This is a genomic window from Massilia sp. LXY-5, from assembly GCF_059801075.1.
This window is the reverse complement of record NZ_JBNNEH010000001.1, coordinates 200,649-223,811: the sequence shown is the minus strand read 5'-3', so window position 1 is coordinate 223,811 and position 23,163 is coordinate 200,649. Positions and strand designations below refer to the sequence as shown.

The following is a 23,163-nucleotide window of genomic DNA, read 5'->3' as shown; positions in this document are numbered from 1 at the left end:
TTACGGATGCAGGGGCGCCATAACAACAGGCGCCCATGGCCGGCATTATTGATCGAAATGCTATTTGTCTGGGGAGCGCTTACGGATTGTTACGTGTCGCTGCCCAAAAAAACAGGCGAGCACGCTCGCCTGTGAGTCCACTCAATGGATGAGCGAATTGTTAAATCCGGGCTGAACTTTTATCAGCCCGGATCGTCCAGGCTGGTCAGCGATTCGACACGGCATCGACGACGCACAGCGCCGTCATGTTGACGATGCGGCGCACCGTGGCCGACGGGGTCAGGATGTGCACCGGTTTGGCGCAGCCGAGCAGGACCGGGCCGACCGCGATGCCGTTGCCGGCCGCCGTCTTGAGCAGGTTGTAGGCGATGTTGGCCGAATCGATGTCCGGCATGACCACCAGGTTGGCGTCGCCCTTGAGCGTCGATTGCGGCATCAGCTTCGCACGCAGCTTCGCATCGAGCGCCACGTCGCCGTGCATCTCGCCGTCGACTTCCAGGTTCGGCGCCTTCTGCTGCACCAGCGCCAGCGCGGTGCGCATCTTCTTCGCCGGCTCGCTGTCCGAGGTGCCGAAATTCGAATGCGACAGCAGCGCCACGCGCGGGGTGATGCCGAAGCGCTCGAGTTCCTCGGCCGCCATGATCGTGATCTCGGCCAGCTCTTCCGCCGTCGGGTTCTCGTTGACGTGGGTGTCGACCATCGCCAGCTGGCGCTCTTCGGTGATGACGAAGTTCATCGCCGCGTAGACCTTGGCGCCGGCGCGCTTGCCCAGCACCTTCTCGATGAAGTCGAGGTGGGTCCAGGTGGTGCCGTAGGTGCCGCAGATCATGCCGTCGGCGTCGCCCTTGTGGATCATCATCGCGCCGATCAGCGTATGGCGGCGGCGCATCGCCAGCTTGGCCATGTCCGCGGTCACACCCTTGCGCATCACCATCTGGTGGTAAGTCTGCCAGTAGTCGCGGTAACGCTCGTCGAAGTCGGGGTTGATGACGTCGAAATGCTCGCCCAGCTTCAGGCGCAGGCCGAACTTCTGGATGCGCTGCTCGAGCACGGCCGGGCGGCCGACCAGGATCGGGCGCGCCAGCCGCTCGTCGACCACCACCTGCACCGCGCGCAGCACGCGCTCGTCCTCGCCTTCGGCGTAGACGATGCGCTTGAGCTCGAGCGGGGCGCTCTTGGCGACCTGGAACAGCGGCTTCATGAACGAGCCGCTGCGGTACACGATCTGCTGCAGGCTTTCGGCGTAGGCGGCCAGGTCGGCGATCGGGCGGGCAGCGACGCCGCCGTCCATCGCGGCCTTGGCCACCGCCGGCGCGATATGGGTCAGCAAACGCGGGTCGAACGGCATCGGGATCAGGTATTCCGGGCCGAAGGACAGGTTGTTGATGCCGTAGGTCGAGGCGACCACGTCCGACTGCTCGGCATGCGCCAGGTCGGCGATCGCGTGCACGACCGCGATTTCCATTTCGCGCGTGATCGTCGTCGCGCCGCAATCGAGGGCGCCGCGGAAGATGTACGGGAAGCACAGGACGTTGTTGACCTGGTTCGGGTAGTCCGAACGGCCGGTGGCGATGATCACATCGCTGCGCACGGCCTTTGCGTCTTCCGGCAGGATCTCCGGATTCGGGTTGGCCAGCGCCAGGATGATCGGGTTCGGCGCCATCTTCGCGACCATTTCCGGCTTCAGGACGCCGCCGGCCGACAGGCCGAGGAAGATGTCGGCGTCGGGCATGATGTCGGTCAGGGTGCGGTGCGCGGTATCCTGCGCGAAGCGCTCCTTGTCCGGGTCCATCAGCTCGACGCGGCCCTTGTAGACGACGCCGGCCAGGTCGGTGACAAAAATGTTTTCGATCGGGAAGCCGAGGTCGACGATCAGGTCGAGGCAGGCCAGGGCCGCGGCGCCGGCGCCGGAGACGACCAGCTTGCAGTTCTTGATGTCCTTGTTGACGACCTTCAGGCCGTTCAGGATGGCGGCGCCGACGATGATCGCGGTGCCGTGCTGGTCGTCATGGAAGACCGGGATCTTCATCCGCTCGCGCAGTTTGCGCTCGATGTAGAAGCACTCGGGCGCCTTGATGTCTTCCAGGTTCACGCCCCCGAAGGTCGGCTCGAGCGAAGCGATGATGTCGACCAGCTTGTCGGGATCGTTCTCGGCGATCTCGATGTCGAAGACGTCGATCGCGGCAAACTTCTTGAACAGAACGCCCTTGCCTTCCATCACCGGCTTGGAAGCCAGCGGGCCGATGTTACCCAGGCCGAGCACGGCGGTGCCGTTCGAGATCACGGCCACCAGGTTGCCGCGCGACGTGTATTTGTACGACGCCAGCGGGTCCTTGACGATCTCTTCGCAAGGCGCCGCCACGCCCGGCGAATAGGCCAGGGCCAGGTCGCGCTGGTTCAGCAGGCCCTTGATCGGGGTCACCGAGATCTTGCCCGGACGGGGGAACTGGTGGTATTCGAGCGCTGCAGCCCGCAGTTGTTGGCGCAGTTCTTCTTTTTTGTCCGATGACGAATCCATGCTATGCAGCCTTCCTGAACTTAGAGGGGAACCTCCAATTTTATCAGACTGACTCTTTCATTCGGCTATCAATTGGCTACGTATTTTCCACGTTGGTGATTCTACAAGTTTTGCTAATGCAAGGGGGGTGCATCATAAGCAAACATGATGCGTGCATCGAGTCCTGGGCTCGGGAGCCCAGGCTACGACAAGGGGGTGCATCATAAGCAAACATGATGCTTGCACCGAGTCCTGGGCTCGGGAGCCCAGGCTACGCTTCGCTTGGGGTAGCGGGCTTGCACGCCCCGTGCTGCCTGCGGGCGGTAGAATTGCCCCCATGCTCTCCGAATTCGACCTCATCAAACGTTACTTCCGCCGCGCCCGTAGTGGCCACGCCGTCCTCGGCATCGGCGACGACTGCGCCCTGCTGGCCCCGACGCCCGGCATGCAGACTGCGGTCTCGACCGACCTCCTGATCGAAGGCCGCCATTTCTTTGCCGGCGCCGACCCGCGCATGCTCGGCCATAAATGCCTGGCCGTGAACCTGTCCGACCTGGCGGCGATGGGCGCGAAGCCCGTCGGCTTTACCCTTGCCCTGTCGCTGCCCGGCGCAGATCCCGAATGGCTCGAAGCCTTCTCGAGCGGGATGTTCGCGCTGGCCGACCAGCACGACTGCGAACTGATCGGCGGCGATACCACACGCGGCCCGCTGGCGATCTGCATCACCGTGTTCGGCGAAATCGCCCCCGGCCACGCGCTGCGCCGCGACGCCGCGCGCGCCGGGCACGACATCTGGATCTCGGGCACCCTGGGCGACGCGCGCCTGGCGCTGGCCGGCTACTGGAAGGAAATCGCGCTCGATGGCGAGGCCCTGGCCCACGCCGCCCTGCGCATGCACCAGCCGACGCCGCGCATCGAGCTCGGGCGCGCGCTGGCGGTGGTACCGATCGCGCACGCGGCGCTCGACATTTCCGACGGATTGATTGGCGACCTCGGGCACATCCTCGAAGCGTCGCGGGTCGGCGCCACGCTCGATGTCGACGCACTGCCCGCCGGACCGGCGCTGGCCGGGCAGTCGCTGGCGCTGCGGCGCCGGTTTACGCTGGCCGGCGGCGACGATTACGAACTATGTTTTACAGCCCCGGCCAGCCAGCGCGAGGCCGTGATCGCGACGGCGGCGGCCGCCGGTACGCCGGTGACGCGCGTCGGCACCATCGATGCCCAGCCGGGTTTACGATTGGTGGACGCGGCCGGTAAATCGCTGGAGATGGATGTGCAGGGGTGGGATCACTTCAGCGGGCAATGATCCGGCCTCGTACCGCATGCGCCGCGTGCTGACGCCGCTCACCCCGTCCTGGGCACCTTGCGGTCATCGTAGGGCCCGTGTTCCATCCAGTAATGCCGGAACGCCAGCCGCACGTTATCGCGCAACTCCGCATCGTTCCACGGCTTCGTATAAAACTTGTAGATCGACCCGCGGTTGATCGATTCGAGCACGGTGTTGATGCCCGTGTAACCGGACAGGATGATCCGCATCGTGTCCGGATACATCTCCTTTACCTTGCTCAGGAACTCGGTGCCGCTCATGACCGGCATGCGCTGGTCGCACATCACGACCTGCACCCGGTACAGCGCCAGCAGCTCGAAGGCCTCGGTCGGCGTCGACGCCGTCAGCACCCGGTAGTTATCGCGGCGGAACAGGCGGTGCAGCGCGGTGAGCGTATCGACGTCGTCGTCGACCACCAGGATGGTCTGGACGTTGCTGTCGTCGGCGGTGGGCCGGTCCGGCGTCTCGCGGTTCTTGCGCACCAGTTGGGCCAGCTGGGCGGCCGGCAGCGCGCGCGAAAAATGAAAACCCTGGATCTCGTCGCAGCGGTGGCGCCGCAGGTAGGCCATCTGGGCGCGCGTCTCGACACCCTCGGCGATCACCTGCATGTGCAGGCTGTGCGCCATGCTGATGATGGCCAGCGCAATCGCGGCGTCGTCAGGATTGGTGACGATGTCGCGCACGAACGCGATATCGATTTTCAGTTTATCGATCGGGAAGCGTTTCAGATAGGCCAGGCTCGAGTAGCCGGTGCCGAAGTCGTCGATCGCGATCCGGATGCCCAGCGCCTTCAATCGTTCCAGCACCTCGATGGTGCGCTCGGCATTCGTCATCAGCGCGCTTTCGGTCAGCTCGAGCTCCAGCAGTCCGGGCTCGATGCCGTGGCGTTCGAGCGCCGCGCGCACCACGCCCTCCAGGTCTCCCTCGACGAACTGGCGGCTCGATACGTTGACTGCCACGCGCAGCTCGCGCACGCCCTCCTCCTGCCACTCGGCGATCTGGCGGCAGGCCTCGTCGATGATCCACTCGCCGATGCGCACCACCATCCCGGTTTCTTCCAGCACCGGCACGAATTCGGCCGGATACACCAGGCCGTGGCCGGGCCGGTGCCAGCGCAGCAGCGCCTCGACCCCGCACACGCGCCCCGTACTGAGCTCCAGCTTCGGCTGGTAATGCAGCACGAACTGTTCTCCCTCGAGCGCGCTGCGCAGCGCCAGCTCGAGGTCGAGCCGGGCCAGGACCTGCACATTCATCCCGGCCGTGAAGAAGCGGTAGCCGTCGCGCCCCGCTTCCTTGGCGCGCACCATCGCCGTATCGGCATATTTCACCAGGGTCTCCGGCTCGACCGCGTCATCCGGATACATGGCGATGCCGATGCTGGCGGTGAGCACGGCATGCTGGCCGTTCAGGTCGAAGGGCGCGCGCAGCGATTCGCGGATTTCGTTGGCGACGTGCGCCGCCTCTCCCTGCTGCTCGCGCGTCATGCTGAGGATGACGGCGAACTCGTCGCCGCCGAGGCGCCCGACCGCGCCACGCTGTTCGCGCACGCGCACCAGGCGGTCGCTGAACTGGCGCAGCAGCTCGTCGCCCAGCGCCGGACCCAGCGAATCGTTGACGATTTTAAAACGGTCGAGCGTGATGAACAGCACCGCCACGCGCCAGGCCTTATCCTGCGCCAGCTCGATCGCTTCGCGTAGGTTCTGGAAGAACAGGGTGCGGTTGGGCAGGCCGGTGAGGCCGTCGAAGCTGGCCAGGTGCTTCAGGCGCTGCTGCGCCTGGAGGCGCTCGCTGATGTCGCGCGCCACCGCGATCAGCAGCTTGCTCGAACCGGCCTCCTGCCACTGCCAGCTGATCTCGACCGGCACCGCGCCTTCTCCGCCGGCGCGCAGCAGTTCGGTCTCGTTGATGTCGGTCTCGTGCGCCGCGCCGTTGGTGGCCAGGTGGCGCTCGAGCTGGGCCCTGGTGGTCAGTCCCAGCGCCACCGGGTCGATGCGCAGCAGCGCCTCACGCGAGAAGCCGAGCATGCGGCAGGCGCCGTCGCTGACGTCGACCAACGCCAGGCTGGCCGCGTCGATCAGGAAGATGCCGTCGGTGGTGGCATCCATCGCGCTGCGAAAGCGCCCCAGCGCCGCGGTCCGCTCGCGCACCGTTCGCTCCAGGCACGCGCCGTATTCGCGCGACTCGCGGTGCATCAGGCGTACTTCCAGCAGGTTGCGGATGCGCGTCATCACCTCGACCGTGTCGAGCGGTTTGCCGATGAAGTCGCGCGCGCCGGCTTCCAGCGCCGCCAGCTTCTTGTCCGGTTCGGCCGTCACCACCAGCACCGGCAGCCAGGATTCGCTTTCCAGCGGTTTTAACGCCTCCATCACCTGGAAGCCGTCCATGTGCGGCATGTGCAAATCCAGGATGATCAGGTCGAAGCGGTATTTCAGGTGCAGCGACACCACCTGGCGCGGGTCGCTGGTGCTGTGGACATTCTCGTAGCCGGTGGTTTTTAACAGGTATTCCAGCAGCTGCACATTGACCGGCTGGTCGTCGACGATCAGCACGCGCGCGCGGCGCACTTCGGCGGGCGTGATCACGATGCCGTTCCTCCTGTTGCCCTGCCTGCGCGCAGGTGCGCCAGCGTGAGGTCGATCGCTTCGTTGAACTTGTCGATGTCGATCGGCTTGGTGAGATAGCGGAAGAAGCCGGCCGCCATGCCGCGTTCGATGTCGCGCGTCATCGCGTTCGCCGTCAGCGCGATCACCGGGATGTCTTTCGTCGCCGGCTCGCGCTGGAGTTGCGCCAGCACTTCGAGACCGCTCATGCCGGGCAGGTTCAGGTCCATCAGGATGATGTCGGGATGATGCGCGCGCGCCAGCGCCAGGCCGCCCGGTCCATCGCCAGCGGCCAGCAGGCGCAGGTCGGGCCGGAAGCGCACGATCTCCTCGACCAGTTTCAGGTTGGCCGGATTGTCCTCGACATACAGCACCAGCTGCGGCACACCGTCGCCGCCTGCAGCCGGCGCGGCCTCGACCGCAGCGAGGGCGCTGGCCTGCGAAGCCAGCGGCGCGGTGGTGCCCAGCTCGATCGTGAACACGCTGCCGACGTTCGGGCTGCTGGTGACCTCGATGGTGCCGTTCATCAGCTCGACGAGACGGCGAGTGACCACCAGGCCGATGCCGGTTCCTTCCTGGGCGCCTGCTTCCTGGCCGAGGCGGTTGAATGGCTGGAACAGGCTGTCGACCTGGTCGGGGCGCAGGCCCATGCCGGTGTCCTGCACCGAAATGCGCATGCGCCCGGGGCTCGCCTGCTGGCAGTCGAGCACCACGGCGCCGGCGTCGCGGTTGTACTTGATCGCGTTCGACAGCAGGTTGAGCAGCACCTGTTTCAGGCGCGTGCGGTCGGCCAGCAGCACGGCGTTCACCTGCTGCGGGAACAGCACGCGGATGCCGCGCGCCGCCGCCAGCGGTTCGATCATGGTCTGGCACTCGCCGAGGATCTCGCCGAGCGCCACCGGTTCCATCGACAGGGTAATCGTGCCCGATTCGACTTTCGCCAGGTCGAGGATCTCGTTGATCAGGGTGAGCAGGTGCCGCCCCGACTTCAGGATGTGGTTCGCGAATTCCTTCTTCTGCGTGTCGGTGGTCGGCAGCGATGCGGAGGTCAGTATCTGCGCGAAGCCGAGGATCGCGTTGAGCGGCGTGCGCAGCTCATGGCTCATCGAGGAAAGAAAAGCGGATTTCGCCTGGTTGGCGTTGTGCGCCTCGTCGATGGCGTTCGCCAGTTCGGCATTGGCCAGCGCCAGCTGCAGCGTACGTTCGTCGACGCGGTGTTCGAGCTGCTCGTTCAGGCGCATGATTTCCTGCTGCGCGCGCGAGCGCTCCTGGGCCTCGCGCACGATTTCTCCGTTCGAGTTTTCCAGTTCGCGCGTGCGCTGCTCGATCTCGGTGAGCATCGCGTTGAACGAGTCGGCCAGTTCCGCCGCCTCGTCGTTGCCGATGCGCGGTGCACGCCGCGAATAGTCGCGCGTGGCGACGACGTCGCGCGCGATTTCGGTGACGGCCACGATCGGCGCCGTGATGACGCGGCCCATGCGCCGCATCAGCAGGTAGGCCGTGCCCATCGCCAGCAGCATCACCCCGAGGGCGATCGCCAGGTAGTCGAGCGTGCGCGCCAGCATCCGGTTCTCGGCGCGCAGCCAGACGGTGCCGACGGTTTCGCCATTTTCCACGATCGGGCGGAACAGCATCACGTGCCGGCCCTCGCTGCGCGCCCCCGGCGCTTCCGGACGCGGCGGGAAGGCGCCCGGCGCGCCGGGCGCCGCATACGAGGCGAACAGGCGTCCGTGCTCGTCGTAGATGGCGGCCGCGCCGACGATCGGCCGGGTGCGCAGCAAGGCGAGATTCTCGCCCGCCAGGCGCGGGTCGTCGAAGGCCAGCGCGGCCGAGGTCATGTGGCCGACCAGTTCGGCCTGGGTCGACAAGTCGTTGATCAGGGAGCGCTGGTAGTTGCGCAGGTCGTAGCCGATGATCAGGCCGACCGACACCAGCAGCGCGGCGAAGGTGGTGGCCATCACGACCACCACCAGTTTTTTGCGGATCGAGGAGCGCCGGTTCACGAAGCCCCCGTCACGCGCACGGCCGCGGCCAGCAGGCGCGCGCTGATTTTGAGCCCGCTCGGCGCCACCTGGCCAAGCGCCACTTCGAAGCGCAGGTGTTCGTCGATGACGAGAAAGCGGATCATGTTGCCTGGCACCTCGGCGCCGTCGCCCACGGTGAGCAGCGGCAGGCCGCGCGCACTGGCCAGCAGCTCGTGCCAGCGCTCCGGGCCGGCGATGTACAGCACATGCAGTCCGGCCGGCGAATCGCCGCGGCGCAGGCGCCGCACCGCCAGCGGATGGCTGCCGGCGCTGCGCCCGGCAATCACCTGCTCGAGCTGGGCCGCCAGTTCGTCGTTGCCGGCCACGCCGATCACGAGCGGGCTGTCGGGGCGGACAAAGGCGCTGCCGGGCCAGTCGACGAAACCGGTGAATTTGTACAGATAGGCGGCCTTCACCTGGACTTCGAGGCGCGCCGGCTGCGCCGCTGCCGCGCCGGCGAGCAGCCACAGGGCGAACAGGAACGGGTGTGCCGAGCGCACGGCCCGGACGGCGAAGGCCATCACGATGGAACCGGCCCTACCCGGCAGCACGTGAATAATGCATGCGGCATAAAAAGGTATGTTGGAAAAAAGAAACGCGGCGAAAGTCGCCGCGATGCAGGATAGCAAACCGGGTTGTCTTCGTGTCGCACGGGACATTTCCTGTTTGGATCTATCGTTGGATCGATCTCTGATCTACTGTATCCGCTCCCGTCGCGTTTGCGTAGCGGACGTCAGCATCCATGCAAGTTTGCCACACCGGCCCGGGCTGCGGCGCGCTAGAATGAACTCACGCGCGACCACCCGCTGTCGCCGCCGCCGGCCGAGCCCGGCGCTACCTGAAGGAGCTGCACGTGACGAACGATTTGATCGATCTTGCAACGAAAGTGGGCATGGCGCTGCAGGCCAGGCGCCTGGTGCTGGCCACGGCCGAATCCTGCACCGGCGGCGGCGTGTCGCAGGCCGTCACCGAGATCGCCGGCTCGACCGGCTGGTTCGAATGCGGGTTCGTGACCTATTCGAATGCCTCGAAAACCGAGCTGCTCGAGGTCTCGGCGGCGCTGATTGCCCAGTTCGGGTCGGTCAGCGAGGAAGTGGCCGGCGCGATGGCCGAAGGCGCGCTGGCCAACAGCAACGCCGACGTCGCCCTCTCGACCACCGGCATCGCCGGCCCGACCGGCGCGGTGCCGGGCAAGCCGGTCGGCACCGTCTGCTTCGGCTGGGCGCGCGGCGACACGACGCATACGGAGCGCCTCGTGTTCCAGGGCGACCGCGCAGCCGTGCGCGAGCAGACCGTGGCGCATGCGCTGCGCGGCCTGCTGCGCTTTATTGAATAGGACGGCGCGCATAGTGAGGCGACGCCGGCCGGCGGCGGCGCAGGGCGCCGCGCTGCTGCTCGCCTGCGCGCTTGGCGGCTGTGCGGCAGACACCGTATCCGCTACCGGCATTCAAACCGAGTCCGAGGTCCAGACCGTGTACGCCGTCGGCGATATCGCCCGCTGCACCCACCCCGACCCGCGCTGGTCGGGTGCGTTCGATACCGCCGCCGTGGTCGCGGCCGGCCTGGCGGCGGACCCGGACGCGGTCGTGCTGACCCTGGGCGACCACACCTACCCGCACGGCACGGCGGCCGAATTCGCCAACTGCTACGGTCCCACCTGGGGCCGCTTCAAGGAGCGCACCTGGCCCGCCCCCGGCAACCACGAATACCACATGCAGGGCGCGGCGCCCTACTTTGCCTATTTCGGCGCGCGCGCCGGGCGCGGCTATTACAGCCTGCGCCTCGGCAGCTGGCGCATCTATTCGCTCGACAGCAACCTGGCGGGCGCTGCGCAGGCCAGGCAACTGGCCTGGCTGAAGGCGGAACTGGCACAGGACAAGGCCAGCGCCGCCGGCGCCGGCACGCCGCCCTGCACGCTGGCATTCTGGCACCATCCCCTGTACAGTTCGGGCGGCCACGGCAGCGTGGCGACCATGCGCGCGGCCTGGGCGCTGCTGCAGGGAGCCGGCGCGGAACTGGTGTTATCCGGCCACGACCACGATTACGAGCGCTTCGCGCCGCAGGATGCGGAAGGCCGCCTGGATCCCCGCGGCCTGCGCCAGTTCGTGGTCGGCACCGGCGGCGCCTATCCGACGCCCTTCCTGATGCCGCTCGCGCACAGCGAAACCCGCGACGCCAGCCGCAACGGCGTCCTGCGCCTGCGCCTGCATGCGGGTCGCTACGACTGGGAATTCCTGGAAGCGACCCCACCTCAGTTACCGAATGCCTCGCCGCCGGACCACGGTAGCGGCGTTTGCCACTGAGCTGCCATTGATTCATCAGCCTGACCTTATTCTTCTGGAGCACCACATGAAAACCCGCCCCTTGTTTGCCGCATCGCTGCTGATGGCCGCCCTGAACGGCGCCGGCGCCGAAGAAGGCGGGGGTGGCGCCGCCGCCGCGGGCACGCCGCCGCACACCCAGCTGCCCGGCATCCCGAACATCGCCTTCGACAAATACACCCTGCCGAACGGCCTGCAGGTGATCCTGGTCGAGGACAAGCGCCTGCCCCTGGTCGCGGTCAACGTCTGGTACCACGTCGGCCCGGCCAACGAGGCGCCCGGCCTCACCGGTTTTGCCCACCTGTTCGAGCACATGATGTTCGCGGGCAGTAAGCACCTGCCGCGCGGCATGGCCGACCGCCTGATGGAAGGCGCCGGCGCCAGCGACAGCAACGGCAGCACCGACTACGACCGCACCAATTACTACGATACGGTCCCTTCGAACCAGCTCGAACTGGCCCTCTGGGTGCATGCCGACCGCATGGGCTACCTGCTCGACGTGCTCGACCAGAAGTCGCTGACCAACCAGCAGGACGTGGTGCGCAACGAGCGGCGCGACACGGTCGAAAACGAACCCTACGGCATCGTCGAGGAAGCGCTGAACCACGCGCTGTTCCCGGAGGAGCACCCGTACCGGGCCTCGGTGATCGGCTCGCACACCGACATCCAGAACGCCAGGCTGGAAGACGTGCGCGAGTTCTTCACCCGTTACTATGGCCCGAACAACGCCAGCATCGTGATCGCCGGCGACATCGACAAGGTCAGGACGCGCGCCCTGGTGGCGAAATATTTCGGCAGCCTGCGGCGCGGGCCGGCCGTGGTGCGTCCGAACGTCGTCACGCCGCCGATCACGAGCGAGCGCCGGCTGGTGGTGCCGGACCGCGTCGAACTGCCACGCGTCTACATGGGCTGGTTGACGCCCCCTGCCTACCAGCCGGGCGACGCCGAACTGGCGGTTGCCGCGCAGATCCTGGCTGGCGGCAAATCGAGCCGTCTGTATAAATCCCTGGTCTACGGTCGCCAGATCGCGCAGGACGTCGACGCCGACCAGGATTCGCGCGCGCTGGCCTCGACCTTCCTGATCGAAGTCACGGCGCGTGCCGGCCACACCCCGGCCGAGATCGAGGAAGCGATCGACGCCGAACTCGCCGCCCTGCGCGACCAGGGGCCGACGGAACAGGAGGTGGCGCGTGCCCGCAACCAGATCGAGACGGCGATCGTCAGCTCGCTGGAAAAACTGGGCGGCGATGGCCTGGCCGACCAATTGAATCACTATAACCAGTACACGGGCGACCCCGGCTACCTGGCCCAGGACGTGGCCCAGCTGCGCAAGATCACCGCTGCCGACGTCCAGCGCGCCGCGCGCACCTGGCTGCAACGCAAGTCGCGCGTGGTGGTGGCCGGCGTGCCCGGCATCCCGGATCTGCCGCCCGACCCGCCGGCACCGAAGCCGCCCAAGGCGCGCAGCAACAAGGCGGGACCGGGCGGCATCAACGAAGCCGAGGCCTGGCGCGCGCAAATGCCGAAGGCCGGGCCGGCGCCGCGCATGAACCTGCCGCAGGGCGAGAGTTTCAAGCTGCCCAATGGTTTAACTGTCATCCACCACTACAATCCGGCGCTGCCGCTGGTGTCGGCCGACCTGGTGGTGCGCAGTGGGTCGGACGCCAATCCCGCGGCCCTGCCGGGCCTGTCGAGCTTCACGGCGCAGATGCTGACGGAGGGCACGGCGACGCGCAGCGCGCCGCGCATCGCCGACGAGATCGCGCAACTGGGCGCCTTCATGGATACCGGCAGCAGCACGGCGGCGTCGACGGTTTCGCTGCTGTCGCTGCGCGCCAACTTCGGCGCGGCCTTGGCCGTGCTGGCCGACGTCGTGCTGCACCCCGCCTTCCCGACCGCCGAAGTCGAGCGCCAGCGCGCCAGCCGCCTGGGCGATTTGATGCAGCAGCGCGACGACCCCGAACTCATCGCCGCGCTGGCCGCCGCCGGCGCCCTGTACGGCCCGCGCCACCCTTACGGTTACGGCCAGCTGGGCACGGAGCCGGCGATCCGCGCCGTGACGCGCGAAGACCTGGAGGGTTTCTGGCGCCGCCACTACGTGCCGGGCAATGCGGCGCTGGTGGTCTCGGGCGACATCTCGCGCGCCGAACTCAAGGCCCTGGCCGAAGCCCATTTCCTCGGCTGGAAGAGCGCCCCGGTGCCGCCGCTCGTGCCCGGCACCCCGGTCACAACGAACGCGCGCGTGGTGCTGGTCGACCAGCCGGGCGCGGGCCAGACGGCGCTGCGCCTGACGATGCTCGGCGCCGATCGCAAGACGGCCCAGTTCCCGGCGCTGGAAGTCATGAACGCGGCCTTCGGCGGCCTGTTCACGAGCCGCATCAACCAGAACCTGCGCGAAGACAAGGGATATACCTATGGCGTCTACTCGGGTTTCAGGTACGACCGCACGCCGGGCCCCTTCATCATCGCCGGCAGCGTGCGCGCGAACGTCACGGGCGCCTCGGTGAACGAATTACTCAAGGAAGCGCAGGCGATGGTCGAGCAGCCACTCGATGCGCAGGAACTGGCCGGCGCACGCAATGCGCAGCTGCTGTCGCTGCCGAATCATTTCGAGACCAACAGCGATATCGGCGCCAGCCTGGCCGAAACCTTCGTGTTCGACCTGCCGCTCGATTACTACAGCCAGCTGCCGGCGCGCCTGGCGGGCGTCACCGCGGCCGACGTACAGGCGGCCGCCAAACGCTATCTCGATCCGCAGCGCCTGATGGTGGTCGCCGTGGGCGAACGCAAGAAGATCGGGCCGCAGCTGGACAAATTGAAACTGGGGCCGGTCGAGGTGCGCGATAGTGAGGGACAACTGCGCCAATGAGCGAGGGGACGAGCATGCTGAGCGACGAAAAAATCGTGGAATCCTGGTCGCGCAACAGCGACCCGTGGGTAGCCGCCGTGCGTGGCCGGGAAATCGCCAGCCGCGCGCTGGTGACCGACGCGGCCATCGTCGACGCCGTGCGCTCCTGCGCGCCGCAGACCGGTGTCGATCTCGGCTGCGGCGAAGGCTGGCTGGTACGTGCCCTGCCGGAAGTAAACATGGTCGGCGTCGACGCGATTGCCGGCCTGGTCGACGCGGCGCGGGCAGCGGGCAGCAGCGGCGGCGTTTTTCAGGTGATGTCGTACGAGGAGATCGCGGCGGGCAAACTGCAACTGGCGGCCGATGTCGCCATCTGCAATTTCTCGCTGATCGGGAAAGAGTCGACGGCCGGTTTGCTGCGCGCCGCGCCGAGTTACCTGCGGCCCGGCGGCACCCTGATCGTGCAGACCGTGCACCCGCTGGCCTCCTGCGGCGACGCGCCCTATGCCGACGGCTGGCGCGCAGGCAGCTGGGCCGGCTTCAGCACCGATTTCACCGATCCCCCGCCCTGGTATTTCCGCACGCTGGAAAGCTGGGTGACCTTGTTCCTCGACAGCGGCCTGCGCCTCACCAGCCTGCGCGAACCGGTGCACCCGGAGACCGGGAAACCGGTGTCGCTCATATTAATGGGACAACTGCCGGGTTAACTACCCGACTGCCGGCGCACCGTAGGGTGGGCTCTCCGAGCCCACGCGGTACGCTCTATGCGAACCTGCAAATTTCCTCGCAAGCGTTAACGGCCTACGGATGCGTTATGCCAACGCATCCGCACAAGCGCGTGGGCTCGAGAGCCCACCCTACGTTACCTCAACGACGATCAGGCCAGCGGATCGATCACGAACGCGGGCATTTTGGCCTTGTCGCGCGCCGCATCCAGGAATTTATCCGCCGTGATCAGCGCCTCATTGATCGTGACGTCCATGTCCAGGTAACGGTAGGTGCCCAGGCGGCCGACGAAAGTCACGTTCGGCTCCTTCTTCGCCAGGTTCACGTACAGCTCGAGCTGCTGCTTGTCGCGCGCCAGGCGGATCGGGTAATACGGGATGTCCTTCTCTTCGCACTGGCGGCTGTATTCCTTGTAGCAGATCGTCTTCTCGTGCTTTTCCCACGGCGAGAAGTGTTTATGTTCGGTGATGCGCGTATACGGCTTTTCGTTGTCGCAGTAGTTGATGACCGCGTTGCCCTGGTAGTCGCCAGTGGCGCGGAAGGTTTCGAAGTCGAGCGTGCGGTACGGCAGGCGGCCTTCGGCGTGCTTGAACCAGGCGTCGATCGGGCCGCTGTAGAAGACGTGTTCGTATTCCGATTTCAGGTCCGGGTCGAAGCGGGTGTTCAGGTGCACGGTCACGCCCGGCACATTGATGATGTTCTCGACCAGCGCGGTATACCCTTCGGCCGGCATTCCCTGGTATTTGTGGCTGAAGTAATTGTCGTCGTAGTTGAAACGGACCGGCAGGCGTTTCAGGATGCTGGCCGGCAGTTCGCTCGGCTCCAGGCCCCACTGCTTGACCGTATAGGTCTTGAAGAAGGCCTCGTACAGCTCGCGGCCGACGAAGCGCAGCGCCTGCTCTTCGAAGGTGGTCGGGTTTTCGATCGACTTGTCGCCCAGCGAAGCGAGGAATTCTTCCGCTTCGGCCGGTCCCATGGTTTTATTGAAGAACTGGTTGATCGTCAGCAGGTTGATCGGCAGCGTGAACACCTGGCCCTTGGTGATGGCCTTGACGCGGTTGACGTAGGGCTTGAACTCGGCGTAGCGGTTCACGAATTCCCAGGCGCGCTCGTTGTCGGTGTGGAAAATGTGCGGACCGTAGACGTGCAGCATGACGCCCGTTTCCGCATCCCGTTCGGAGTGGCAGTTACCTGCGACGTGGGAGCGCGATTCGAACACTTCGACGGTGTAACCTGCCTGGGCAAGCTGGTTGGCAATCACAGCTCCGGAAAATCCAGCGCCGACAATGGCGATTTTCTTGTTCATGTGTCTATATCCCTAACTGTTGATTGATGTTGTCCTGAGGCGCGATCCACCTGCTGACCGGACCGGCGCCGCTAGTGTGTATTTCCGTGTTAACCACGAACGACGGACAAAAACGGTGCCTCGAAGAGGAGGTGCCCAGCGTAAGAGCTATTTTTGTTGCACGCTTTGCACGCACCAGCCGTTCCATTTATTAATACACCGACAATTATATGCCGCGCTTTGCTTTAGCCCCCGTTCGATTGGGAGGGTGCCTGTAGTACTTTTCCGACAAGAAAAAATCTATGCGAGTAGCCCCTACGCCCCGCTTCCGCTGGTTTGACTTGCCGAATGTCCAGTCTTGATCTAACATGTGAACAACTATTCACATGTTGCTGATGAACAAACTCGACAATCCCAACGATGCGATCGACCAGCTGGCGGACCTGTTCCACCTGCTGGGCGATGCGACCCGCCTGCGTATCGTGCTGGCCTGCCTGACGCAGCCGACCTCCGTCGGCGACATTGCCGCCACGCTTGCGTTGTCGAGTTCGCTCGTCAGCCACCACCTGCGCCTGCTGCGCGCGGCGCGCATCCTCAAGGCCGAGCGCCAGGGCAAGCAGGTGTTCTATGCCGCCGCCGACGCCCACATCAGCACCCTGCTTGCCACCATGTTCGAGCACATCGCCGAACCCATCAACGGACTGGACACATGAATCACGACCATCACGATCACGGCCATTCGCATGGCCACCATCACCACCACGCGCCGGTAGCCGGCCACGGGCGTGCCTTCGCGCTGGCGATCGGCGTCAATTCGCTGTTCGTCGCGATCGAGTTCGTCTACGGCTTCATCGCCAACTCGACGGCGCTGATGGCCGACGCCGGCCACAACCTGTCGGACGTGCTGGGACTGGTACTGGCCTGGGGCGCGGCGGTGCTGGCGAAACGCGCGCCGAGCGCGCGCTATACCTATGGCCTGCGCAGCTCCTCGATCCTGGCCGCGCTCGGCAATGCCGTCCTGCTGCTGCTGGCCTGCGGCGCGATTGCCTGGGAAGCCCTGCACCGCTTCACGGCGCCCGCGCCCGTCGCGGGCATGACGGTGTCGGTGGTGGCGGCCATCGGCGTGGCCATCAACGGCTTTTCGGCCTGGCTCTTCATGGCCGGCAGCAAAGGCGACCTGAACATCCGCGGCGCCTACCTGCACATGGCGGCCGACGCGGCCATTTCGCTGGGGGTGGTGGTGTCGGGCCTGGTCATCATGGGCACCGGCTGGACCTGGCTCGACCCGGCCGTCAGCCTGGTCATCGTGCTGGTGATCGTGTACGGCACTTGGTCGCTGCTGCGCGAGTCGCTGCGCCTGGTGATGGCGGCCGTGCCGGACAAGGTCGATGCGGCGGCGATCGGGCGCTTCCTTGCGCACCAGCCCGGTGTGTCGGGCGTGCACGACCTGCACATCTGGGCGATGAGCACGACCGAGACGGCGCTGACCGCCCACCTGGTGATGCCGGGCGGTTACCCGGGCGACGCGGCGATCGATGCGATCGTGGCCAAACTGCACCACGATTTCTCGATCGGGCACTGCACGCTGCAGGTCGAGGAAGGCACCTCGCAGCATCGCTGCGCGCTGGTGGCGTAACATTGAAGGGTGGGCACGGCGTGCCCACCACTCCCGTAATCAGCCAGCCAGATTGGCGAACAGTGCGGTACTCAGATACCGCTCGCCGAAGGATGGGATGATCGTCACGATCATTTTTCCCGCATTCTCCGGCCGCTGCGCCACCTGCATCGCCGCCCACAAGGCGGCGCCGGACGAAATCCCGACCAACAGCCCCTCTTCGCGGGCGGCCGCGCGGGCCGTCTCGAAGGCATTGTCGTTGCTGACGGCGATGACCTCGTCGTAGATCCTGGTGTTCAACACTTCCGGCACGAAGCCGGCGCCGATGCCCTGGATCGGGTGCGGGCCCTTGGTGCCTTTCGACAGGATCGGCGAGGCTTCCGGTTCGACGGCCACCACCTGGAAGCCGGGCTTGCGTTCCTTGATCACCTCGCCGACGCCGGTGATGGTGCCGCCGGTGCCGATGCCGGCCACCAGGATGTCGACTTTGCCGTCGGTGTCGCGCCAGATTTCTTCGGCCGTCGTGCGGCGGTGGACTTCCGGGTTGGCCGGGTTGTTGAATTGTTGCGGCATGAAGGCGCGCGGATCGGCGGCGACGATTTCCTCGGCGCGGCGGATCGCGCCCAGCATGCCCTCGGAGCCTGGCGTGAGCACGAGTTCGGCGCCATAGGCACGCAGCAGCATGCGCCGCTCGTTGCTCATGGTTTCGGGCATGACCAGCTTGCAGCGGTAGCCGCGCGCGGCACAGACCATGGCCAGCGCAATCCCCGTGTTGCCGCTGGTGGGCTCGACGACGACGGTGTCGGGCCCGATCTTGCCGGCCTTTTCCGCCGCCTCGATCATCGCCAGGCCGATGCGGTCCTTGACGCTGTGCGCGGGATTGTAGAACTCGAGCTTGGCAAGGATCTCGGCGCCGCCGGTCGACAGCTTGCGGATCCTGACGAGAGGGGTGTTGCCGATCAGTTCAGTGACATCGTTAGCGATACGCATTTGCCGTTCTCCCGTGACAGTGTTTTGGATTTACTTTACGCCGAGCAGTTCCACATCGAAAATCAGGTCCGTGTCTGGCGGGATCATGCCGCCCGGCGCGCCGCGCTTGCCGTAGGCCAGCTGGCTTGGAATGATCAGGGTGCGCTTGCCGCCGACCTTCATGCCGGCCACGCCCTGCTCCCAGCCCTTGATGACCTGGCCGGCGCCGAGGCGGAACTCGAGCGGGTCGCGGCCGGCGTCGAGCGAGGAGTCGAATTTCTTGCCGCGGCCCGTGCTCGACAAGGGCTTGTGGAACCAGCCGGTGTAGTTGACGCGCACCGTACTACCAAGGCTGGCTTCGCGGCCCTTGCCGACCACGCGGTCGACGATCTCGAGCTGGGGACCCGTGGGAGCCGGCGGCACCGGCTGCGCCGCCTGTGCGGCAGCGGCGGCCTGGGCGGCAGCGCCGGCGTCGGTGGGGGCGGCAGCCTGGCCGGCGGCCTGCTGCGAGGTGGCGGCGGCCTGGTCGGCAGCGCTTTGCACGCCCTGCTGGCGCACGGTTGCGGCGGCCTGGTCGGCCGCGGCAGGATTGGCGGGTGCATTTGCCGGGGTGACGGCAGCCGGGTTGCCCTGCTGGGCGTTAGCGGCGGCAGCGGCCGCGAGCAGCACGGCCAATAAAGTGGTACGACGCATCATGAGGGCTCTTTCAATGACAGGATTTCAAGCGATATCCCATGATAGCAAGCCCGGACCGGGATGCACAGCGGCGACTCAGGCGCCGGCGAGCTCCGCCTGCGTGGCCGTCGCGTCGTCCCCGGCATCCGCGTGCGCGGCCGCCTCGGCCATCTTGCGCAGGATGTGGGCCGCCGCGATCATGCCGAAGCTGGCGGTGACCACCATGCTCGATCCGAAGCCGGCGCAATTGAGTCCCGTAATGCTGGACTCGATCTCGCAGGCATCATCCGCCTCCGGGTAGCGCAGCGGCTCCATCGAGAACACGGCATCGATATGGTATTTCTGCTTTTCGCCGCGCGAGAAACCGTACTGCGCGCGCAGGACCTTGCGCACTTTTTTCAGCAGCGGTTCCTGCTCGGTGCGGGCCAGGTCGCGCACCTCGATTTTGGTCGGGTCGAGCTGGCCGCCGGCGCCGCCGCTGGTCAGCAGGGGAATGGCGTGCTCGCGGCAAAACGCGATCAGGGCGGCCTTGGCCTTGACGCTGTCGATGGCGTCGACGACGTAATCAAAACGCTTGCCGCCGATCATCTCTTCGATGTTGTCGGGCTCGATGAAATCCTCGACCAGGTTCACCTTGCAGAACGGATTGATCTGGGCAATGCGGTCGCGCAAGGCCTCGATCTTCGGCTGGCCGATGGTGTCCGTTAAAGCCTGGATCTGGCGGTTGATGTTCGATTCGGCCACGTTGTCGAGGTCGATCAGGGTCAGCTGGCCGACGGCGCTCCTCGCCAGCGCCTCGACGATCCAGGAGCCGACGCCGCCGACGCCGATCACGCAAACGTGCGCCGTTTTAAAACGTTCCAGTGCACGCTCGCCGTAGAGGCGGCCAACGCCGCCGAAGCGGCGCGCAAAGTCGATGTCATCGCCGTGCGGCGTTTGGGTGAAAGAGGTGTCGATCGAGTTCATCCGGACATTTTACCGGACCGGTCTTTCGCGTCCGCACTAAAATATCGCTCTGTCAATCAAAAAACTTCCCTCTGTCAAAAATACGCACATGAACGATTTCCTTCCTGACACCGCACCCGGTTTCGACCAGCCGATCGCCGTGCTCAAGCATTGCCACGGCCGCATCCGCAAGCAGTTGAGTACGCTCGAACGGCTCCTGTCGCACCTGCCCGAGCACGGCGCCGACGACGCCGCGCGCCAGGCCGCCGGCGCCGTGCTGAAGTATTTCGACAAGGCCGCGCACCTGCACCATGACGACGAAGAACAGGACCTGATTCCGATGCTGCGCGCGGTGGCGCAAGGGGAAGACGCGGCGACCTTGCAGGCGCTGGCGCCGGTCATCCTGCAGGACCACAAGGAGATGGACGCGCTCTGGCAAGACCTGCACGAGCAGCTGACGGCGATCGCCGATGGCAGCGCCAGCGTGCTGTCGAGCTCAAGCGTGCAACGCTTCGTGCAGCGCTACACCTCCCACATGGAGCGCGAGGAAAGCACGATGGCGCCGATGGCGCTGCGCCTGTTCTCGCCCGCGCAGATGGCGCAGCTGGGCGCGGCGATGCAGCGCCGGCGCGGAGTCAGGCAGGAGCCGGCCACGCCCGCGCCCGCGATCGGCGACGCCGTCGCCGGCTTGCGCAAGGATTACGGCCAGGCCAGCCTGAACGAGGACGAGGTCCTCGAGGACCCGATGCTGCAATTCACGCGCTGGTTCGAGCAGGCCTTGAAAGCGCAAGTCAACGAGCCGAATGCGATGAACGTGGCGACGGTCGACGCCAGCGGCCGGCCGAGTTCGCGCATCGTACTGGTGAAACAGTTCGACGAGCGCGGCTTCACCTGGTACACCAATTATGACAGCCGGAAAGCTCAGGAATTGCGCGCCAATCCTTATGCAGCACTGCTATTCTTCTGGAGCGAACTTGAACGCCAGGTTCGCATCGAGGGCCGGGTCGAAACGACCTCGGCCGAAGAGAGCGACAAGTATTTCCACAGCAGGCCGTTGAAGAGCCGCCTGTCGGCGATCGCCTCCCAGCAGAGCGCGCCGATCGATAACCGTGCGGCCCTGGAACGGAACTACGAAGCGGTCGCCGCGACAGCGGGCGACGCGCCGGCGCGGCCGTCCAATTGGGGCGGCTTCCGCCTGGTGCCCGAGCGCATCGAGTTCTGGCAAGGGCGCCGCTCGCGTTTCCATGACCGCATCGTCTACGAGCGGCAGGAAGACGGAAGCTGGGCGCGGCAGCGTTTGCAACCGTAAGGACCTGTTTCGGCGGACATCGACACTTCCTGCCGCGACGGGTCCGGCGTCGGCGCTGTGCGGCCGGCGCGCCACCGCCGGAGGAAACCATGTTCACGGAAATGAAGCTCAGCGCCTGGAGTACAGGCGTGCGCAGCAAACTGTCGCTCCCCTTGCGCGTGGAATTGTGGAACGGCGAGCAGTTCGACCTCTCGCCCGATCCCCCGCGCGTCACCATCCGCGTCCCCAGGCCGTCGAGCCTGCGCTACCTGCTCTCCCCCAGCCTGTACAAGCTCGGGGCCGCCTATGTCGAAGGCGAGCTCGAAATCCGCGGACGCGCCGCCGACATGATCCGCATCGGCAGCGAACTGGCGGCCTCGAGCGGCAAGCCCGCGCGCCGGGCCAATCCGCTGCGCCTGCTGTCGCCGCACACGCGCCAGAAGGATGCCGAGGCAATCCGCTACCACTACGACGTCTCCAACGATTTCTACGCCGCCTGGCTCGACCCGAACATGGTGTATTCCTGCGCCTATTTCGAGAACGGCGACGAGGACCTGGCCAGTGCGCAACTGAAAAAGATCGACCACATCCTGCGCAAGATCGACCTGCGCCCGGGCCAGAGCCTGCTCGACATCGGCTGCGGCTGGGGTGCGCTGGCGATCCGGGCGGCGCAGGCCTTCGGCGCGCGCTGCGTCGGCATCACCCTCTCGGAAAACCAGGCGGCCCTGGCGCGCGAACGGGTGGCGCAGGCCGGGCTCGAGAGCCAGGTCGAGATCCGCCTGCAGGACTACCGCGACCTTGACGGCCAGTTCGACCGCATCACCAGCGTCGGCATGTTCGAGCACGTCGGCGTGCAGCATTTGCCGGCCTATTTCGAGAAGATCCAGGGTTTGCTGGCGCCGGGCGGCGTCGTGATGAACCACGGGATCACCACCACCGACGTCGCCGGCCGCGCCACGCCCTATGGCGGCGGCGAATTCATCGACCAATATGTGTTCCCGCAGGGCGAGCTGGCGCACCTGTCGGCCGTGGTGAAGGCGATGCAACAGGGAGGCCTGGAAGTGCGCGACGTCGAAAACCTGCGCCGCCACTACGCGCGCACCTGCGCGCTATGGACCGAGAATTTCGAGAGCCGCTTCGATGCGATCGGCCAGCTGACGGATGCGAAGCACCTGCGCATCTGGCACGTGTATCTTGCCGGCTGCGCCTACGCGTTTGCCCACGACTGGATCAGCCTGTATCAGATCGTGGGGGGTAAGGCGGGGGAAGACCCGGGCCATATTCCCTGGTCGAGACGATATATGTATCCGTAGGTTTCGTAGGGTGGGCACTCCGTGCCCACGCGGACTGCTAGCGGGCCCTACTTCATCCAGTGCGTAAACGTCTTGCGGAACTTCGCCACCTTCGGCGCCACGACAAAGGCGCAATACCCCTGCATCGGATGCTGGGCATAGTAATTCTGGTGATACTCCTCGGCCTTGTACCAGGTCTCGCTCGGCACCAACTGGGTCACGATCGGCGCGTCCCAGACCGCCGCCATCTCCGCGATCACCTGGCGCGCGGTCGCTTCCTGCTCCGGGTTCTCGAAGAAGATCACGGAACGGTATTGCGGGCCGACGTCGTTGCCCTGGCGGTCCTGGGTCGTCGGATCGTGGATGGTGAAGAAGATCTGCAGGATGTCGCGGTAGCTGATGACCGACGGATCGAATTCGAGCCGTACCACCTCGGCGTGTCCGGTGCCGGCGCCGCAGACCTGTTCGTAGGTCGGATTGACGACATGGCCGCCCATGTAGCCCGATTCGACTTTCGTGACGCCGCGCACCTCGAGGTACACGGCCTCGACGCACCAGAAACAGCCGCCGCCCAGAATTGCCACCTCGTGCCGCCCTTGCTCGCTCATTGCATGCCTCGCCATTGTCGTTGTATCGATGCCCCGATGCTAACGCAAAGCGGCACTTCATGCAGGCGCGCCAGCGGGCATGACAGCGGACGAGATGCGCCCCGTGGCGCCGGCCCGCGGGCGGCGGTGGCATAATGAGCGGG

18 protein-coding genes are annotated in these 23,163 nt (G+C 66.1%); 9 read left to right on the top strand and 9 right to left on the bottom strand.

Annotated elements, in window-relative coordinates:
- Nucleotides 1-205: 205 nt before the first annotated feature.
- Complete coding sequence (locus ACI48I_RS00990; protein ID WP_193688226.1) at nucleotides 206-2,518, bottom strand: NADP-dependent malic enzyme; 2,313 nt, start codon at nucleotides 2,516-2,518, stop codon at nucleotides 206-208.
- A gap of 316 nt (nucleotides 2,519-2,834) precedes the next feature.
- Here ACI48I_RS00990 and thiL point away from each other — a divergent pair, with 316 nt between their 5' ends.
- Nucleotides 2,835-3,803 carry a thiamine-phosphate kinase gene (thiL, locus tag ACI48I_RS00985; RefSeq protein ID WP_193688225.1) on the top strand — a complete coding sequence of 323 codons (969 nt, stop codon included), beginning with the start codon at nucleotides 2,835-2,837 and terminating at the stop codon, nucleotides 3,801-3,803.
- 38 nt (nucleotides 3,804-3,841) lie between these two features.
- Here the strand turns inward: thiL and ACI48I_RS00980 are convergent, their stop codons facing one another.
- Genes ACI48I_RS00980 through ACI48I_RS00970 form a run of 3 tightly spaced genes read right to left on the bottom strand, consistent with a single transcriptional unit; the run spans nucleotide 3,842 to nucleotide 8,969 of the window.
- On the bottom strand, nucleotides 3,842-6,406 hold the full coding sequence (locus tag ACI48I_RS00980) for an EAL domain-containing protein (protein WP_498573077.1): 2,565 nt from the start codon (nucleotides 6,404-6,406) through the stop codon (nucleotides 3,842-3,844).
- A complete protein-coding gene (locus tag ACI48I_RS00975; protein ID WP_498573076.1) occupies nucleotides 6,403-8,427 on the bottom strand; it encodes a sensor histidine kinase, YfiR-like protein-associated in 2,025 nt (674 codons plus the stop codon). The genes ACI48I_RS00980 and ACI48I_RS00975 overlap by 4 nt, the downstream gene beginning before the upstream one ends.
- Entirely contained in the window at nucleotides 8,424-8,969 is a 546-nt protein-coding gene (locus ACI48I_RS00970) for a TOL_0243 family YfiR-like periplasmic protein (RefSeq protein ID WP_498573075.1), read from the bottom strand. The genes ACI48I_RS00975 and ACI48I_RS00970 overlap by 4 nt, the downstream gene beginning before the upstream one ends.
- Before the next feature lie 332 nt (nucleotides 8,970-9,301).
- Here ACI48I_RS00970 and ACI48I_RS00965 point away from each other — a divergent pair, with 332 nt between their 5' ends.
- From ACI48I_RS00965 to ACI48I_RS00950, 4 genes are read left to right on the top strand one after another with little or no spacing between them, the layout of a single operon-like run.
- A complete protein-coding gene (locus ACI48I_RS00965; protein WP_498573074.1) occupies nucleotides 9,302-9,784 on the top strand; it encodes a CinA family protein in 483 nt (160 codons plus the stop codon).
- A gap of 13 nt (nucleotides 9,785-9,797) precedes the next feature.
- On the top strand, nucleotides 9,798-10,751 hold the full coding sequence (locus ACI48I_RS00960) for a metallophosphoesterase family protein (RefSeq protein ID WP_498573073.1): 954 nt from the start codon (nucleotides 9,798-9,800) through the stop codon (nucleotides 10,749-10,751).
- 46 nt (nucleotides 10,752-10,797) lie between these two features.
- Entirely contained in the window at nucleotides 10,798-13,638 is a 2,841-nt protein-coding gene (locus tag ACI48I_RS00955; RefSeq protein WP_227496664.1) for a M16 family metallopeptidase, read from the top strand.
- A gap of 14 nt (nucleotides 13,639-13,652) precedes the next feature.
- The gene (locus ACI48I_RS00950) at nucleotides 13,653-14,324 is read left to right on the top strand and encodes a class I SAM-dependent methyltransferase (RefSeq protein ID WP_498573072.1); all 672 of its coding nucleotides are present in this window, start codon (nucleotides 13,653-13,655) and stop codon (nucleotides 14,322-14,324) included.
- 170 nt (nucleotides 14,325-14,494) lie between these two features.
- On the opposite strand, the gene glf is transcribed toward ACI48I_RS00950, so the two are convergent.
- A complete protein-coding gene (glf, locus tag ACI48I_RS00945; protein WP_193688218.1) occupies nucleotides 14,495-15,649 on the bottom strand; it encodes a UDP-galactopyranose mutase in 1,155 nt (384 codons plus the stop codon).
- A gap of 374 nt (nucleotides 15,650-16,023) precedes the next feature.
- Here glf and ACI48I_RS00940 point away from each other — a divergent pair, with 374 nt between their 5' ends.
- Complete coding sequence (locus tag ACI48I_RS00940) at nucleotides 16,024-16,341, top strand: ArsR/SmtB family transcription factor (RefSeq protein ID WP_407943886.1); 318 nt, start codon at nucleotides 16,024-16,026, stop codon at nucleotides 16,339-16,341.
- On the top strand, nucleotides 16,338-17,264 hold the full coding sequence (locus ACI48I_RS00935) for a cation diffusion facilitator family transporter (protein ID WP_498573071.1): 927 nt from the start codon (nucleotides 16,338-16,340) through the stop codon (nucleotides 17,262-17,264). Before ACI48I_RS00940 ends, ACI48I_RS00935 begins: the two co-directional genes overlap by 4 nt.
- A 39-nt stretch (nucleotides 17,265-17,303) precedes the next feature.
- Here ACI48I_RS00935 and cysK read toward each other — a convergent pair whose 3' ends face one another.
- From cysK to tcdA, 3 genes are all read right to left on the bottom strand, one after another.
- Nucleotides 17,304-18,233 carry a cysteine synthase A gene (cysK, locus tag ACI48I_RS00930; protein ID WP_193688215.1) on the bottom strand — a complete coding sequence of 310 codons (930 nt, stop codon included), beginning with the start codon at nucleotides 18,231-18,233 and terminating at the stop codon, nucleotides 17,304-17,306.
- A 30-nt stretch (nucleotides 18,234-18,263) separates the two neighbouring features.
- A complete protein-coding gene (locus tag ACI48I_RS00925; RefSeq protein ID WP_307727399.1) occupies nucleotides 18,264-18,908 on the bottom strand; it encodes an FKBP-type peptidyl-prolyl cis-trans isomerase in 645 nt (214 codons plus the stop codon).
- Between the two features lie 75 nt (nucleotides 18,909-18,983).
- Nucleotides 18,984-19,853 (bottom strand): tRNA cyclic N6-threonylcarbamoyladenosine(37) synthase TcdA, encoded by an 870-nt coding sequence (gene tcdA, locus ACI48I_RS00920; protein WP_498573070.1) that lies wholly within the window; start codon nucleotides 19,851-19,853, stop codon nucleotides 18,984-18,986.
- Nucleotides 19,854-19,941: 88 nt separating this feature from the next.
- Between tcdA and pdxH the strand changes: the two genes are divergently transcribed.
- On the top strand, nucleotides 19,942-21,141 hold the full coding sequence (gene pdxH / locus ACI48I_RS00915; RefSeq protein ID WP_193688213.1) for a pyridoxamine 5'-phosphate oxidase: 1,200 nt from the start codon (nucleotides 19,942-19,944) through the stop codon (nucleotides 21,139-21,141).
- An 89-nt stretch (nucleotides 21,142-21,230) separates the two neighbouring features.
- Nucleotides 21,231-22,433 (top strand): class I SAM-dependent methyltransferase, encoded by a 1,203-nt coding sequence (locus ACI48I_RS00910; protein ID WP_193688212.1) that lies wholly within the window; start codon nucleotides 21,231-21,233, stop codon nucleotides 22,431-22,433.
- A 47-nt stretch (nucleotides 22,434-22,480) separates the two neighbouring features.
- Here ACI48I_RS00910 and msrA read toward each other — a convergent pair whose 3' ends face one another.
- Nucleotides 22,481-23,020 (bottom strand): peptide-methionine (S)-S-oxide reductase MsrA, encoded by a 540-nt coding sequence (gene msrA, locus ACI48I_RS00905; protein ID WP_193688211.1) that lies wholly within the window; start codon nucleotides 23,018-23,020, stop codon nucleotides 22,481-22,483.
- Nucleotides 23,021-23,163 lie beyond the last annotated feature (143 nt).

Coding starts and splice junctions, on each gene's coding strand:
- ACI48I_RS00990 (WP_193688226.1), bottom strand. CDS start 2,518: ATGGATTCGTCATCGGACAAAAAAGAAGAACTGCGCCAACAACTGCGG.
- thiL (WP_193688225.1), top strand. CDS start 2,835: ATGCTCTCCGAATTCGACCTCATCAAACGTTACTTCCGCCGCGCCCGT.
- ACI48I_RS00970 (WP_498573075.1), bottom strand. CDS start 8,969: ATGGCCTTCGCCGTCCGGGCCGTGCGCTCGGCACACCCGTTCCTGTTC.
- ACI48I_RS00955 (WP_227496664.1), top strand. CDS start 10,798: ATGAAAACCCGCCCCTTGTTTGCCGCATCGCTGCTGATGGCCGCCCTG.
- ACI48I_RS00950 (WP_498573072.1), top strand. CDS start 13,653: ATGCTGAGCGACGAAAAAATCGTGGAATCCTGGTCGCGCAACAGCGAC.
- glf (WP_193688218.1), bottom strand. CDS start 15,649: ATGAACAAGAAAATCGCCATTGTCGGCGCTGGATTTTCCGGAGCTGTG.
- ACI48I_RS00940 (WP_407943886.1), top strand. CDS start 16,024: ATGAACAAACTCGACAATCCCAACGATGCGATCGACCAGCTGGCGGAC.
- ACI48I_RS00935 (WP_498573071.1), top strand. CDS start 16,338: ATGAATCACGACCATCACGATCACGGCCATTCGCATGGCCACCATCAC.
- cysK (WP_193688215.1), bottom strand. CDS start 18,233: ATGCGTATCGCTAACGATGTCACTGAACTGATCGGCAACACCCCTCTC.
- ACI48I_RS00925 (WP_307727399.1), bottom strand. CDS start 18,908: ATGATGCGTCGTACCACTTTATTGGCCGTGCTGCTCGCGGCCGCTGCC.
- tcdA (WP_498573070.1), bottom strand. CDS start 19,853: ATGAACTCGATCGACACCTCTTTCACCCAAACGCCGCACGGCGATGAC.
- pdxH (WP_193688213.1), top strand. CDS start 19,942: ATGAACGATTTCCTTCCTGACACCGCACCCGGTTTCGACCAGCCGATC.
- ACI48I_RS00910 (WP_193688212.1), top strand. CDS start 21,231: ATGTTCACGGAAATGAAGCTCAGCGCCTGGAGTACAGGCGTGCGCAGC.
- msrA (WP_193688211.1), bottom strand. CDS start 23,020: ATGAGCGAGCAAGGGCGGCACGAGGTGGCAATTCTGGGCGGCGGCTGT.